The 16,432-nt window shown below is 39.3% G+C and carries 13 protein-coding genes; 2 read left to right on the top strand and 11 right to left on the bottom strand.

Annotated elements, in window-relative coordinates; genetic code table 11:
* Positions 1-76 precede the first annotated feature (76 nt).
* The 3 genes from E6H07_10495 to E6H07_10485 form a co-directional block, all read right to left on the bottom strand.
* Complete coding sequence (locus tag E6H07_10495; GenBank protein TMI66298.1) at positions 77-1,657, bottom strand: T9SS type A sorting domain-containing protein; 1,581 nt, start codon at positions 1,655-1,657, stop codon at positions 77-79.
* 360 nt (positions 1,658-2,017) lie between these two features.
* Positions 2,018-2,701 carry a (d)CMP kinase gene (locus E6H07_10490; protein ID TMI66297.1) on the bottom strand — a complete coding sequence of 228 codons (684 nt, stop codon included), beginning with the start codon at positions 2,699-2,701 and terminating at the stop codon, positions 2,018-2,020.
* Positions 2,702-2,804: 103 nt separating this feature from the next.
* A complete protein-coding gene (locus E6H07_10485; GenBank protein TMI66296.1) occupies positions 2,805-5,339 on the bottom strand; it encodes an ATP-dependent Clp protease ATP-binding subunit in 2,535 nt (844 codons plus the stop codon).
* Positions 5,340-5,432: 93 nt separating this feature from the next.
* Here E6H07_10485 and E6H07_10480 point away from each other — a divergent pair, with 93 nt between their 5' ends.
* On the top strand, positions 5,433-5,813 hold the full coding sequence (locus E6H07_10480) for an STAS domain-containing protein (GenBank protein ID TMI66295.1): 381 nt from the start codon (positions 5,433-5,435) through the stop codon (positions 5,811-5,813).
* A 10-nt stretch (positions 5,814-5,823) separates the two neighbouring features.
* On the opposite strand, the gene E6H07_10475 is transcribed toward E6H07_10480, so the two are convergent.
* On the bottom strand, positions 5,824-7,227 hold the full coding sequence (locus E6H07_10475) for a T9SS type A sorting domain-containing protein (protein TMI66294.1): 1,404 nt from the start codon (positions 7,225-7,227) through the stop codon (positions 5,824-5,826).
* 185 nt (positions 7,228-7,412) lie between these two features.
* Between E6H07_10475 and E6H07_10470 the strand changes: the two genes are divergently transcribed.
* Positions 7,413-8,315 carry a ribonuclease Z gene (locus E6H07_10470; GenBank protein ID TMI66293.1) on the top strand — a complete coding sequence of 301 codons (903 nt, stop codon included), beginning with the start codon at positions 7,413-7,415 and terminating at the stop codon, positions 8,313-8,315.
* A 115-nt stretch (positions 8,316-8,430) separates the two neighbouring features.
* Here E6H07_10470 and E6H07_10465 read toward each other — a convergent pair whose 3' ends face one another.
* The 7 genes from E6H07_10465 to E6H07_10435 form a co-directional block, all read right to left on the bottom strand.
* Positions 8,431-9,561, bottom strand: a complete 1,131-nt coding sequence (locus E6H07_10465) for an alpha/beta hydrolase (protein ID TMI66292.1) — start codon at positions 9,559-9,561, stop codon at positions 8,431-8,433.
* A gap of 49 nt (positions 9,562-9,610) precedes the next feature.
* Entirely contained in the window at positions 9,611-10,516 is a 906-nt protein-coding gene (locus tag E6H07_10460) for a 4-hydroxy-tetrahydrodipicolinate synthase (protein ID TMI66291.1), read from the bottom strand.
* A 47-nt stretch (positions 10,517-10,563) separates the two neighbouring features.
* Entirely contained in the window at positions 10,564-11,538 is a 975-nt protein-coding gene (locus E6H07_10455) for an acetyl-CoA carboxylase carboxyltransferase subunit alpha (protein ID TMI66290.1), read from the bottom strand.
* 121 nt (positions 11,539-11,659) lie between these two features.
* A complete protein-coding gene (locus E6H07_10450) occupies positions 11,660-12,508 on the bottom strand; it encodes an endonuclease/exonuclease/phosphatase family protein (protein TMI66289.1) in 849 nt (282 codons plus the stop codon).
* Positions 12,509-12,510: 2 nt separating this feature from the next.
* Positions 12,511-13,878 (bottom strand): beta-glucosidase, encoded by a 1,368-nt coding sequence (locus tag E6H07_10445; protein TMI66288.1) that lies wholly within the window; start codon positions 13,876-13,878, stop codon positions 12,511-12,513.
* A 77-nt stretch (positions 13,879-13,955) separates the two neighbouring features.
* Entirely contained in the window at positions 13,956-14,840 is an 885-nt protein-coding gene (locus tag E6H07_10440) for a LamG domain-containing protein (protein TMI66287.1), read from the bottom strand.
* A gap of 27 nt (positions 14,841-14,867) precedes the next feature.
* Positions 14,868-16,418 (bottom strand): RagB/SusD family nutrient uptake outer membrane protein, encoded by a 1,551-nt coding sequence (locus E6H07_10435; GenBank protein TMI66286.1) that lies wholly within the window; start codon positions 16,416-16,418, stop codon positions 14,868-14,870.
* Between the last annotated feature and the right edge of the window lie 14 nt (positions 16,419-16,432).

Genomic DNA, 16,432 nt, shown 5'->3' with positions numbered 1-16,432 from the left:
AAACATAGAACATTATACAATGGAAAAGGGGAACCGCTTTCGCAAGTTCCCCTTCGTCAAAGATAAACCTTGAGCTTTAACGATTGTTAACTACAACCTTCTCTACATTCTGTTCACCAGTTTCGGTGTCTACAATGCGGATGGTATAGAAGCCAGGTGTCAGATTATCGATCTGAATATTGTTATTCGTAAAATTTCTCCATTGCTTAATAATACGGCCACTCATATCCTGGACAGTCACATCACGTTTTGCAAATTCACCCTGGAACACCACATTTACTTTTCCATCATTGCTAGGATTCGGGTAAACAATTGTTGTTCCTTTCTGACCTTCACCACGTACTGAACGGATGTCTGAAAGTTTAGCTACACCATCCAGGTCAAGGATGCGAATACGATATTGTGAAATCCCTTTTGCAGGATTCAGATCATTCACTGTATAAACAAGCAAGCTACTGCTGTTACCACCAACTGCCTGGCTAGGTACATCAGCTACCTGCTCCCAGTTACCATTTACATTTCTTTCTACAACAAAGCCAGCAGAGTTTTGTTCAGAAACAGTTTCCCATGATACATTTACATTGGTCCTGTTTGATCTTTTAGCATTGAATGATTTCATGCCAACAGGTAACGCTGCACAACCCAAAGCTGGCGGGAAATATCTAGCCACGGCGTTTTTAACTGGTGGAGTTGGAAATTCCACAACAACTACATATCCTTTATTTACATAAGGAGCCGTATTACCATAAGGAGGAGGTAATACAATTGGGACACCACTTGAATAAGGAGTACCCAATACAAGTGGAATTCCGGTACTTGTTAATGCCAACAAATCACCAGCTGTTAAACCACCACTGTTATCCATATCTATATAAACTTTGTATATGACAGTATCCAGAATTGGGTCAGTAGTAGCAATACCAAGTGTAAAGCCACGTGGGAGATCACAGTTCTTTTGTCCGCTGATTAACGGATCAGCAAATGACTGCCTTGCCTGACATTGATAACATTGTGCTTTAGCTGAAGATGAGTTCGCATTTGAAGCCCAAATATCAGTAGAAACATCAAGATCCGAAGTATTACAACCCGCAGCGATTGTTAGCTTAAGATTTGAGACAGTAAAATGGTCTGTAGTGCCACTTACAAATGCTCTGGTCACTGTAAGCGAGTCGACACCTGCCCCCTTTGAGGAATTAGCAACAGTATTTAAATCTACGAGAGGATCTTGCAGATATTGTGTAAGAAGTCTCGTTGTAATTGGAACCCCAACTGCACCGTGTCCTCCACTCAAATCCATACCTAGATCCAGGAATGATTTTCCAGGTGATGAAATAAGATCTCCTAACCTGCCAACATTAGGAGCATCTCTGGCCGGTGTCTGCGCAGAACCGCATACAAAAGCAAGAGGATTTGTCGTTTCTAAAGCAAGATAATCTGCAGCTAAATACGAATTAATATAAACGAATGTAGCGCCATTGTTGTAACTCAAATCAAATGTTACGTTTACTACAACGGTACATGGGTTTACGCCAGGACCAGGTGATTGTGATACAATTTGGACCAAAACGTTGCTTAGTGCAACGTCGCATTGCGCATTAGTTTTACTGAAAGTGGAAAAGACCACAACAGTCATAATAGAGAGTAAAAACTTTTTCATAACTCAAGGTTGTTTTTGTTAAATAATAGTGTACTTTTTAAAATTCTGTTTTCAAAACGGTATATGATGAATCAATACATCCACAGTTAAGTGATGATTCATAGCCTGGACTTTGAGTCATTCAGATAGGAAGGAATTTTAACCGTTTTTCCGGAGGAGGATAATTAAGTAACTATTCAGAAGAATTGGATAATACTAAGACAGTAGGTGCAATAGACAATAGGCTGTTACAGTTAGCTGCTCAGGTTTTAAAAAGTGACTGGATTGTAAAGGAGGCTTTTCTAAGAAGGAGATTTAAGTAATTGGACTGCTAAAGTAATATGCATTGCGGATTTATGCAAGTATCTGCACGATTTTTCTTTAAGAAAATTTACTATGCGCCATTTTAAGCGCAGCTTCGAGCTGTGCGGCCTCAGTCAGGCTGGTATTATCGAGCTCAATTGCGTCATTTGCTTTCCTTAATGGACTTATTTCACGGTTTGAGTCAATATAATCTCTCAATTCAAGGTTTGTTTTTACTTCCTCGATCGAAATATTTGGGTTTTTAGCATATAATTCCCTGAAACGTCGCTCCACCCTGACCGTATCATCGGCCGTCATAAATATTTTGAGTTCAGCTTTAGGAAAAACAGTTGTGCCAATATCCCTTCCATCCATTACAATTCCTTTTTTCCGGCCCATTTCCTGCTGTTGCCGAACAGCAAATTCTCTTACTTCTTTTATCGCCGCCACTTCACTTACTTTTTCTGCCACCACCAGGTCTCTTATTACATACTCCACGTTTTCGCCATTCAGGAATATTTCACTTGACTCCTTCTTTCCGTTATAGGCAAATTCAATATTAATATTAAGAAGGGCTTTTTTCACTTCAGCTTTATCCGTCCAGTCAATATGATTTCTCAAAAAATAAAGAGTTATGGCACGATACATAGCCCCGCTGTCAACATAAATATATCCCAGCTTTTTTGCAAGCTGTTTGGCAAGAGTGCTTTTACCACAACTGCTTTTGCCGTCAATTGTAATTATAATTTTCTTTTCCTTCATCCAGATTCAAAGTAATGACAAAGCTGCTAATTCCGATAGCTATCGGAAGAAAAAAACCCTTCTTCAGGGCAGAAGAAGGGTCTTGTTATTTATTTTTAGTAAATCAGGCTTTTGATTTCTGTTCAATTCTTTCTTTGAATGAAAATTTCAGCTTCTGATTTTCTTTATCCAGGTCAGCCACCAGCACATCGCCTGCTTTTACATTCAGGTTTAGAATTTCTTCTGCAAGCGGATCTTCCAGGTATTTCTGTATGGCACGGTGTAAAGGCCGGGCACCGAATTGCACGTCATACCCCTTGTCAGCCAAAAGGTTTTTTGCATCCTCGGTTAATTCAAGACTGAAACCAAGATTGATCAATCTTTTCATTACACCTTTCATTAGAATATCAATGATATTAAAGATATTCTCTTTGGTCAGGCTGTTGAAAATGACTACATCATCTATCCTGTTTAAAAATTCAGGAGAAAATGTTTTTTTCAATGCCTTTTCAATAACTGCTTTATTGGCTTCATCTTCATGTTCAACTTTTGAACTGGTGGCAAATCCTACACCGGTACCAAAATCTTTCAACTGGCGAACACCAATATTAGAAGTCATTATGATCAGGCTATTTTTAAAATCAACTTTCCGGCCTAAACCATCGGTAAGTTGTCCATCATCCAATACCTGCAATAGGATATTATAGATATCCGGGTGAGCTTTTTCAATTTCATCAAGCAGGATAACGCTATAAGGTTTTCTTCTCACTTTTTCTGTTAACTGGCCACCCTCTTCATAGCCAACATAACCGGGAGGAGCACCTATCAACCTGCTTACAGTGAATTTTTCCATGTACTCACTCATATCTATTCTTATCAGCGTATCTTCTGAATCGAACATATATCTCGCCAATGCTCTCGCCAGCTCTGTTTTACCCACACCGGTTGGGCCAAGGAAAATAAATGTACCAATCGGTTTTTTGGGATCTTTCAAACCTACCCTGTTCCGTTGAATTGCTTTTACCACTTTTTGAATTGCTTCCTCCTGGCCAACTACCATCTCCTTCATATCCTCATTCATCTTGCGAAGCTTTTCTGTTTCAGCCTGTACCATTCTTTTCACTGGTATCCCGGTCATCATGCTTACTACTTCTGCTATTTGTTCTTCACCAATCGGGTAACGCTTATGCTTACTTTCTTCTTCCCAATCTGATTTTGCTTTTTCCAGGCCTTCCTGCAATCTTTTTTCTGTATCCCTTAAAGAAGCAGCTTCTTCGAACTTCTGGCTTTTTACAACCTTATTCTTTTCATTCTTTACATCTTCTATTTTCTTTTCGAGGTCGACAATATTCTGCGGTACATTAATATTTTTTAAATGCACCCTGGCCCCTACTTCATCCATTACATCGATAGCCTTGTCAGGCAATAAACGGTCGGTGATATAACGGTCACTTAGTTTAACACATGCATCAATCGCTTCATCATTATAGTTCACATTGTGATAATCCTCGTATTTGGATTTGATATTATTCAATATCTGGATGGTATCGTCTACAGATGGCGGATCAACAATTACTTTTTGAAAACGGCGGTCTAATGCACCATCTTTTTCAATATACATCCTGTACTCATCTAAAGTAGAAGCCCCAATACATTGCAGCTCGCCACGGGCCAACGCTGGTTTAAAAATATTGCTTGCATCTAATGAACCACTGGCGCCGCCGGCACCTACAATGGTATGTAATTCATCGATGAACAAGATCACATCACGGTTTTTTTCCAATTCACCCATGATAGCTTTCATTCTTTCTTCAAACTGACCGCGGTATTTTGTACCAGCTACCAATGCAGCCAGGTCAAGAGAGATAACACGTTTATCAAATAAAACACGGGATACTTTACGTTGAACAATTCGTAATGCCAGGCCTTCCACAATTGCTGTTTTACCCACACCTGGTTCACCAATAAGAATCGGGTTGTTCTTTTTTCTCCTGCTTAATATCTGCGATACCCTCTCAATTTCCGAATCACGGCCAACGATCGGATCCAAAGTTCCTATTTCGGCAAGCTTTGTAATATCCCGGCCAAAATTATCTAATACAGGGGTTTTGCTTTTAACAGCACCTTGTTGTTTACCAGCGCCACCCTTTTGCTGAGAATATTTTTTCTCTTCATCAAAATCATCATCGTTTTCATCAGTAAACTCAGCACGGGGATCGCTTGATTTTACAATGCCGAGTTCCTGGCGGAATAAATCATAGTCCACGTCGTATTGATTTAAAATTTGAGTTGCAATATTTTCTTTGTTCTTTAAGATCGACAACATCAGGTGCTCAGTTTCCACAGTTGCACTTTTCAATGCTTTTGCTTCGAGCACTGTCACCCTTATTACCTTTTCAGCCTGCTTGGTAAGTGGAAGACTATTGATGTTTGCGATGTTCTTTCCTGTTTTATCTTTTACTGCTAATTCAATTTCCTTTCGAAGTTCATACAAATCAACATTAAAAGTTTTCAGGATGCGGATGGCGGTATTATCACCTTCGCGGATTAGGCCGAGCAATAAATGCTCAGTACCGATGAAATCATTTCCCAGTCTTAAAGCCTCTTCCCTGCTGAAAGAAATAATTTCCTTAACCTGTGCAGAAAAATTATTATCCATAATTGAGATAATTGCTTGTTGTACAATATTAACGAATAAATTTGGTTCCCCGTTCTTCATAATTATAAACGGATTGTTGATAAACTTAGTTGTATGAACTTCAAAATAGATACCAAAGATAAATTTCATGTCATCACGGTTGCCGGGCCTATCCTTTCTGCTGTTATGGCAGAACAATTGTCCAAAGACCTAGCCAGTATTCTTAATACCTCCAATAAAAACATTATTCTGTCACTCAAAGAAGTGCAGGAAACTGATGTACAAGCTGGGGAATTGCTGGTACAACTACAACAAAAGTTTTACGATCAAAATGCTTCATTTGTAATTTGCGAAATCGGGAAAGAAGTGGAAGAGCTCCTGGATGGCAAAAACCTTTTGGAATTAATTAACAGTACTCCTACAGAATCGGAAGCATGGGACATTGTGCAGATGGAAGAAATAGAAAGGGAATTTCTTGATAACGATGGTTTATAATTACATCAGGCTACTTGTTTACCACAAATTTGGCATTCTGCATTTCCCCTGTATCGCTATTAATAACACTGAAGTGATAAACACCCGGTATTAAATTTTCAAGCACTATTGTGTTGGACGAAATGCTGCTCCATTTTTTTAGCTGCTGACCAAACATATTACTTAATACTGCATCCCTGAGAGAACGGGAGTTTTCAAATACAAGATTAACAACTCCATCAGTTGATGGATTAGGGTAAATAACAAGATTGTGTTTTGAAGATTCACCTGCTACCGATCTTGTCTCACTTACCCGGATCTTATTCTCCATGTCTGTCTGGATGATCCTATACTGCGATACGCCTTTAAAATTATTTACCTCATTATACCGGTAAGTCAGTTTTATCTGGCTATTACCACCTAGTGCCTGGCTGGGAACAAAGGCCACATCTTCAAAATCGATATTATTTGTTTTCCGCTGAACCCGGAATCCCTGGTTAAGACTTTCGTATGTTGTAGCCCAATCAAGCAATACATTGCTGTTATTTCTTTTGGCATTAAACTCATACATGTTTACTGGCAGTTGTATACTGCTGGGTATACTAAAACATCCGAACTTAACCCCGAACTGTGTTGATGGCTGACCGATATTTCCGCCAGCATTATAATCATAACCTAAACGAAGAGTAATGCTGTATTGTGGTTTTGTGAATTTTGCTGCTGAAATATTCTGAGCACAACCTGATAAACCTGTTTTACTACACAAGGCACTCATACTTCCCACCCATTTGTCTGCGCCTTCCATAAATTCAATTGTATTCAGTTCAGTCTGCTGATCCAGTAGTATTGAAGGATTGGCCACATCCTTTGATTTTAAAACCGCCGTTTCTCTGAACCAACTTCCATTATTTCCTATATTAACATTTCCGGCATTATCTCCATCCACATCGTACTGGTAAACTGAAAGGTTTGCAAGGTTCAGCAGCAATGAATATCCGTCACCGATATTGGCGGAAAAAAAACGCACCGTAAACTGAACATATCCTTTTCTATCCACACCGTTCAGTGGAATATCCGGGCTGATGCGTGGCGCTAATAAAGAAGTTTTTGAATCACCGTTATTATCTGTTGCTGCATCATCATCAATTTTATCTATGCGGGCATTTATTAGTTCATCGATTGTAACAGTAGCATTAATTACTCCGCCGGCTACAGTGATTGCAGGGAAACGCCAAACGGAACCAGCACATGAACCATCAGGACAGGATGAAGGTGAAGAAAATAAAGCCCCGTTTTTAAAATCGCTAATTCTGCTACCGGCGCAATTATCTATTGCAGATGAAGACACACAATCATTAATGCAGGGCAATGGTGATTGGGCAGAAATGAAAAAAGAAAATCCTATTAAAAAAAAACCGGTAAAAAATAGTTTCATACAAGGTGCTTAAAATTTATGGCATCATGGTATGGATTTTTTCTATGGGTTTTTAACAGAGGATGAGTATAAAATACCGGTTAAAAAAGACCGACAAGGGTATTTAATGGATTAAGGATAACAAACATATATAATAATTTTGGCGGCTGCAATAGGCTGACTAATTTTAGTAGATATACGAATACATGATCTCCGTAACCATATTAGGAAACAATTCAGCAGTACCAGCATTTGACCGGCACCCTACCAGCCAGGTAGTCAGTCTTGACGGCACAAATTATCTTGTAGACTGCGGTGAGGGTACCCAAATCCAAATGATAAAATATAAGATCAGGCGGGGCAAGATCTCCCATATTTTTATTTCTCACCTGCATGGCGACCATTATTTTGGACTGGTTGGCCTGATAAACACTTTTAGCCTTTTAAGCCATCAGCAGGATTTGCATGTATTTGGCCCATCTCAACTCCAGGAGATCATCGAGCTGCAATTGAAGGTGGCAGAAACAAATCTTTCTTATAAACTCCATTTTCATACCATAACAGAAGAAGCAGTACTGGTGGATGACAATAAAATAAAAATAAGTTGCTTTCGTACCAATCATCGTATCGAATGCTATGGATTTGTTTTTGAAGAAAAAAGAAAGCCAAGAAAACTCGATCCTGATAAAGCGATTGAATATGAAATACCATCTTCTTTTTATGAAAGGTTGAGAGATGGTGAAGATTACTTACGGAAGGATGGAGTGATCGTTAAGAATGAGTTGGTGACAACTAATGCGCTGAAAGGAGATAAATATTCATTTTGTGGCGATACCAAATATGATGAATCCATCATTCCGCATATTAAATATTCGGATATGATCTATCATGAAACCACTTATCTCGATAACCTGCGTGAAAGAGCAACAGAAAGATTTCACTCCACTACCAAACAAGCAGCAACGATCGCAAAAAAAGCAGAAGTAAAAAGGTTATTGATCGGCCACTTCAGCAGTAAATACCCAGAGCTCGATGAATTTGAGATAGAAGCAAGAGAGGTTTTTGAAAATACGGACCTCGCATTGGAAGGAGTTACTTACCAGGTATGAACCCCCAACCCCCTAAAGGGGGCTTTTGAAGATTCACTATTATCAGCAAAATTCAAAATCATTTTGAGAATTTGAAAAGCAAGGCTTGTGCAATGGCAAGTCCCCTTTAGGGGATTTAGGGGTTTATCCATTTATAAAACTCCGGAAAATCTTTTCGCCAGGTAGCTTCATTATGTCTTCCGTCATCCTTTATTACCAGTCTCATTTTTGATTTTGAAACTTTACGCATTGCTTCATACATTTTTACCGCATCCGTTACCATAAACATATTATCACCTTCCAGTTTACCTGCAAAAAAATAGATCTTTGAGTTTACCAGCTTTCCTTTTGTTTTTACTTCTTCGTATAGCTTTGGTGCTATCCAGAAGGATGGTGAATAAACTCCTGCTGTTCCGAATATATTTGGATATTTTAATACTGCCATGAAAGAGATCAACCCTCCCATTGAACTGCCGGATATAGATGTATTCGCCTTATCTTTTAATGTCCGGTATTTTTTATCGATATAAGGTTTTAAAGTTTTTACAATAAAATCTATATACTCATTCCCCTCTGCTTTTCCGAACCGCTCGTTTGTATAAGTATTGTATTCGTTCATACGCTTATTACTACCATTATCTATTCCGATAATAATGCATTTTTTCAAACGAGTGCTATCCATAAATTCATCTACACCCCATTCACCAGCAAATGAAGTTGTATTGTCAAAAAGATTTTGTCCATCGTGCATGTATAAAACAGGATAACGGGTTTTGGATACTGAATATCCTTCCGGGAGATATATGCGAATGGTTCTTTTTCTTTTTAATTGGGGAATGAAAAACGCAGTATCAATGATCTTTACATTCTTTGATGCTGTCGATAGTTTTGCGTTGGAAGCAAACTTATCTTTCCAAGCCTGTACAGTGAGACCCACCAATTCGTTTACTTCTGTATCATAATGCCGGTTGGTAATATCATTTCCGTTTTTATCACATTCCACTTTATCCCACCCGCCACGGGTGAGTTTATATTGCCCTGTTTTCTCTTTTACGCTTACAGAAATAGAATAACTGCCTGTGCTACTCTTCTGTAGTTTAAATTTTTCATCCTTCGGGTTCCAACTATTAAATGTTCCAGCCAGGTAAATATCTTCATTTGAAGGATGATTTTCCGGAAGCATAAACGTGGAAAGCTGAAGGGTGTATTGTGCTGAAACAAATAAGCTTTGAACAGAAAACAGTATGAAGAGGATTTTCTTGACCATGCTTATATAAAAATTGCATCAACAGTTTCCTGTTGCCGGTATTTATGGTTCAGTATTGAAGGAATACTGAACTAACCTTCTTCATCAACTCCTTAATCTTTGAATGGTGCTTTTCACTCACTTTCCAAATAGGCAGACGGAATGTATTCTGGCATAATCCCATTTCAGCGAGGTAAGCTTTTACACCGCTGGGGCTTCCTTCTGCAAACATAGAAGCAATAATATCTGTGTATTTATAATGAAGTTTCTGTGCTTCTTCAAAATTTCCTTCAAGACAAAAGCGAACCATATCAGAATAATCTTTCGGATATGCGTTGGCAACAACAGAGACCAATCCATCAGCCCCTGCGGCAATCATCTGTAATGTTACCGGGTCATCACCACTGATGACCATAAAATCGGCTGGTTTGTTTTTGATGATATAATTGATCTGGTCAAAATTGCCACTGGCTTCTTTGGTTGAAAACACATTCTTGCATTCCTGTGCAATACGAACCTGTGTTTCCCCAGATACATTCATACTTGTACGAGATGGAACGTTATACATCATGATAGGCAATGGTGTAGCAGCATCTAATGCTTTGTAATGCTGAAACAACCCTTCCTGGTTGGGTTTGTTATAATAAGGCGCAACAGATAATATTGCTTCATAGCCCGTCAGATCAAAACTTTTAAAACCTTCGATCACTTCCTGCGTATCGTTACCACCAATGCCGGCAACCAGCGCAACACGACCTGCATTTATTTTATTTACAAATGAAAATACTTCCTGTTTCTCCTTGCCATGTATCGTTGCACTTTCACCCGTTGTACCGAGTACAACAAGGTATTCACACTTGCCATCAATAATATGATTGATGACTTTCTCAAAAGATGGCCAGTCAATACTGCCATCTGCATTAAAAGGAGTAACAATTGCTACGCCTGTGCCACGAAATCTTTCACGAAGAGACATGATTGAATTTTATATTTTGTATTTAAGATTGTTGAATAGAATTGCTATCAAGTTTCCTCTTCCCAGAAACCCATCTTACCAAACTTCGTTATACGTTGCTTCACTCTTTCCCCAGGCTGAATTTGTTTTAATTCTTTTATCACAGGCTTAAGGAAATTTTTCAGCTTCAATGCTGATTCACGGTAATCCCACTGTGCACCACCATCAGGTTCAGGAATGATACCATCGATCAACCCATTGCGCAAATTATCTTCTGCTGTTAATCTCAATTGCTCGGCCGCAACTTCTTTTTTCTCCCAACTACGCCAGAGAATAGATGAACAACTCTCCGGACTGATAACTGTGTACCATGTATTTTCCATCATGAACACCCGATCACCAACGCCGATACCGAGTGCACCGCCGCTTGCGCCTTCACCAATGATCACACATATCACTGGTACCTGCAGCCTTATCATTTCATAAATATTTCTTGCAATGGCTTCGCCCTGTCCTCTTTCTTCTGCTTCAAGACCAGGATAAGCACCGGGAGTATCTATTAATGTAACAACAGGTTTATTAAATTTTTCTGCAAGCCTCATCAATCGCAATGCTTTCCTATAACCTTCGGGATTCGCCATTCCAAAATTCCGGTGCTGGCGCATTTTTGTATTGATCCCTTTTTGCTGACCGATCAGCATCACCGTTTCTCCACCGAGGTTTGCAAAACCGCCTACCATGGCTTTATCATCTTTCACATTCCTGTCGCCATAGAGTTCGATGAAATTTTCCGTCATGTGTTCAATATACTTCAATGTATAAGGCCTGTCCGGGTGACGGCTGAGCTGTACCCGTTGCCAACTGGAAAGATGTTTTGTAATCTCTTTTCTTTTTTCAACGATGCTTTGTTCGAGCTGTACAATAGTTGATGAAAAATCTATCTTGGTTTTTTCCTGGCGATGACGGAGATTCTCAATCTCATCCACCAGATCCTTGATAGGTTTTTCAAAATCCAGAAACTGTCTGTTTGCGTTTGTTGGCATAACCTTGCTGTTGCGGCGAAATTAAGGATATTATAAAAATAAGGGGCTCTAAGCCGCTTTTTAGTTTAATTCATGATCGTTTTCAAGAATTTACAGTTCAGTGATGATTTAGCCTTAACGTTTACTTGGTGGCGATTTGGACGGTGGCCAGTATCGGGAAATGGTCTGAAGGATATTTCATATCATATGAATCAGTAAGTGTCGCAAACTTCGAAACACTGATCCGTTTATCATTGTTTGTAAAAATATAATCAATACAGCCGTTGGGTTTTTCATTAAACTTAAAAGCATTCCATGTATCGGTATTACCGTGAAGAAGTTTACTGATGTTCCGGATGTTTTGCATATTGGCCATCATGTACTGTGAAGGTTCATCATCAGGCTTTGAATTAAAATCGCCTGAAAGCAATACCGGGTAATTTTTTGTGTTTAGTTCTTTAATTTTTTTAACGATGAGTTTAGCAGATTCCAATCTCGCCTGCCGACCAATATGATCGAAATGTGTATTGAACACCCAAAAAATCTGTTTTGTTTTTTTATTTTTAAACAACCCATATGTACATACTCTTACAATGGCAGCATCCCATCCCTTAGATACAGTGTCAGGTGTAGTAGAAAGCCAAAAGGTAGATTGCCGCAATACTTCAAACTTATCTTTCTTATAAAAAATACAGGAGTACTCTCCGGCTTCTTTACCATCATCTCTACCTACTCCGATATAAGAATAACCATTTAAATGCTCCAGTAAATACGTTAGTTGATGATGCTGCACCTCCTGCCCACCGATAAAGTCAGCTTCATAATAATTCATCAATGCAGCAACTTTATCTTTTCGTTTATCCCATTGATTTTCGCCATCGCTTTTTAAATCCAACCGGATATTATAACTCATGATCTTTATTTCCTGCTGTGAAAAGGAAAACAGCGGGAACAACACAAGAATAATTATAAGTCTTAATACAGTTTTCATTTTTATTTTTTTAACCAGGGGCTTTCAAATCCTAATTTCTTTAATCCTTCTTTTATTTCCGGGCAGCTCATAAATAAGTTCCATAATAAACCGCTCCGGTAGTTCTCCATCATTACTACGATCGGGCCCTGGTCAATAGCAAGGTAACGGGGCAGAAACCAATTATCATTTTCACTGAATGCATCATAAAAACCATAAGGGCCCCAGGTTTTATCTTTCAGATCAGTGAACCAATGTTTCATTGCGGCCATAGATTGCTGTGGTGTATAAGGAAAAGATGATAAAGCAGCGGTGGGTGAAATAACTCCCAGGTCTCTTTTCATTGTCGGTGCATGACCTGCATAGCCCTTTATAGAATAACTAGATGTAAGTCCCCAGCTATTGGGACCGTAACCTTTAAACTTTTTTGGATTGTCAACACACCATTGGTAATTGATGAGTGCCTGGTTTTTGCATTCTTCCCAATAGTCGGCGTATTTATCTTTCAAACCTCTTGGGTCCAAACCGAGATAAGAATAATGTGCCCAGAAAAGCGGGCCTCCATTATACGCATCACCCTGGTGTTTCATTTGTAGCTTGTAAGGATAGTTGGAAACAATACTATCGGTTTTATTTACATCTTTTATCTTTCCGTTATCAGCCCAACCTTCATTATATACTTCTACCGGAACAGAATGTGTAGGTGATGCTGCCGCAAGCACATACATAATCAAACATTCATTATAACCCTTAACACCAAAATTCATTTCCCACGCATAGTTAGGGCTCCAGTGCCAGTATAGAATATTCTTCCCGTTGCGGTACCAGTTAAAATCTATTTCCTTCCAAAGTTTATCAGCCCTTGCAGCCAATGCTTTTTCTTCAGCACTACCATTCTGAAAATATTGACGAACGCAGAGTAAGCCCTGCGCCATAAATGAACTCTCCACCAAATCACCACCATCATCTTTGCGGCCAAATGGTTTTACTTTCCCGGTTTCACCATTCCACCAGTGTGGCCACGCACCATGAAAACGGTCGGCTGTTTCCAGGAAATGAATGATCTTATTAAACTGTTGTATTCCTTCTGCTCTTGTAATAAAACCTCTTTCGATACCAACAAGCAGGGCCATTACTCCAAAACCGCTACCGCCACTTGTTACTGTGTTCTTATCATTTTGCGGGTAAATATTATCTGCATGAAAACGTTCTCTTGCAAGGCCGCTTGTAGGTTCCGCTCCGTCATAGAAATACTGAAAGCTTTGTTTTTGCACCTCTGTAAAAATTTTTTCATCTTCTGTGGGCAAACTCACTACACTGTTTGTTTTTTGGGAAGGGCTACAAGCCAATGAAAATATGAAACAGAATAAAAAATAAATTATGTTTTTCATCAGCAAACAAAATTTTATAATTGAAATAAAAAAGCACACCGTTGACCTTACAGTGCAATGATGTGCTTTATTAAAATTTATTTGTTAGCCTTTCCGAGATTATATAATGCTTTTATATGTGCGTCAGGCAACGTCCGGTTGAATATTCGCAGTTCATCTAATTGCCCGGTCATAGCAGCAAATGAAACATCTGCACTTACCGTCATTCCTGCTGCATTATAATTAGCGCCAATAAGTACCTGGCTGGGTTCATACGATTTAAACAAACTATTTCCTACGCCACGGTTAGGGAAATTGCCCACTTTCACTCCATTCATCCAGTTGTTAAATACACCAGTATTATAATCATACGTTAGCACAAGATGCACCCAATTATTAAGGTTAGTTTTATCCAGCACATTATTCAGATTGTCTTGTGTACCGCCGCCTATGGTTAAAAAAGTGGGTTGAATCCTGAGTACAGTATCATTGGTAGCCGGGTAACCATTCGTATTCAAAGCAAAATTGATATTGCCGTTAAACATGGTAGGCCTGGCCAATTGAAACACCATTGTTCTTTTTGTACCATTGTTTTTAATCTTAATCCAGACACTGAGACTCCAACTCTTCAAAGAATCTGTTTTAAATGCACCAAACTGGTTAGAGAAAAAAACATAACCTGCTGCAAGGCTTAGTGCTTTACCTCTTACACCTCCAGTAACATAACTATCATTTAATGATGATGCAGGTGCAGTTCCGGTTTTTAGTTCATTTTTTGTATCATCAAAGTTCCAGTATGCAACAAGATTAGCTGGAAATATTTCATCAGAACTGCTGTAACCATCTATTTTTCCATCATAAGACGCAGCGTCTACACCAGGCAGGTCATTGGGGTTACCATCTTTCTTGCAGGAAGTAAATGCAAGAGTAAACAGTAGTGCCACACCAACCTGGTTTATTAAATATGATTTTATGATCTTCATTTTTTCAGTTTTAATTGTTGACAAAAATTAATACCCGAAGTTTTGTGTAAGCACACCTGCACTCAGATCCATTTGCACCTGCGGAATAGGTAGTATTACATCACGACTGTCGCTGAAATTGGTTTTACCCACAGCATGCAATGTTGTTTGGGCGATGCCCCAACGTACCAGGTCGAAGAAACGGTCATGCTCCATTGCAAGTTCTGCACGGCGTTCACGACGGATCGCATCACGCAATGTTGCCTGATCGGTAGTAACTACATCTGGTAATGTGCCGGCCGGAGCACCTGCTCTTGCTCTTGCCCGTATTGAATTCAAAGCATTTTGCGCAGCAGTAATATTAGCAGCGCCACCTACTTCATTTGCCGCTTCGGCATACATCAGTACTACATCGGCATAACGGAGTATTCTTACATTCATCCACCATCCGAACCGGTTACCAACAGAGGCACGCAAAGATGGGTTGGAATAAACCTTATTATTATAACGTGGATTAGGTAAACCTACCGGTAATGTCTCTCCATAAATAGTCTGGTATGTTTGTGTGGCAGTACTTGTGAAAAGAATTGTTCTTGCCCGGCGGGGATCGTTGGCTTCATAAAAATCAGCAAGGTTCTGGCTTGGTGAATTAAAACCCCAGCCCAAATCCCAAACACCACTTCCTCTTACACCCTGCACATTAGTATATTGAATGCCATTATCAGTAGGTACTGTTGCTGTTGCAGTTGCCTGAACTTCAAAAACCGATTCTTTACTGTTCTCACCTTCTTCACGGAAAATTCTGTCATAAGGTGTTGATAGATCATACTTGCCTGAAGTAATTACCAGGTTAGCAGCAGCCATCGCCGATGCCCATTTTTGTTGCGTTAAATAAACCTTTGCCAATAATCCATTGGCGGCACCGCTTGTTGCCCGTCCAACAAATTTTGCATCCCAGCTTGCAGGTAAAATAGAAGCAGCGAAGGATAAATCACTTTCTATAAATGCGTACAATTGTGCCGGGCTGCTTTGCGCTACATTATTTTGTGAGGCAGGGTTGCTGAATACTGAATCTATTAAAGGTACACGGCCAAATAAACGAACCATCATAAAATAGGCATAGCCCCTTAAAAATTTTGCTTCACCAATTGTTTGATTTTTTATCGCATCTGATGCAACAATAGTTGTGTTAGTATTCACCTGTTTAATCGTAACATTACATTTATTGATCAATCCGAAATAACCCGTCCACAGGTCATTGGTAAAACCGTTACCTGGCAATACTTTAAAATTATCCATATCGATGGAATTGGCACCACCATCTGCTGCTGTGCTACCCTTATCAGCATCATCACTGCGAATGCTGGTAGCATGTATAAAAGGAAATACATGCACATTGAATTGACGCAATTCGTTGTAAGCAGCAAATATGTACTGATCGTAAGGACCGGAGCCGCCGGGATAAGGATAGTTATCAGCATTATAACTGCCCTGTGCTTCTGTGTCCAGTATTTTTTTACACCCCGGTACTACAAAAATGATGCAGGTGATAATAGCTATAACAACTGCAAACCGGTTTAAAAAATTATTCTGTTTCATATAATGAAGTTTAA

The organism is Bacteroidota bacterium, from assembly GCA_005882315.1.
Taxonomy (GTDB): Bacteria; Bacteroidota; Bacteroidia; order Chitinophagales; family Chitinophagaceae; genus VBAR01.
This window is presented reverse-complemented; position numbering and strand designations above follow the sequence as displayed.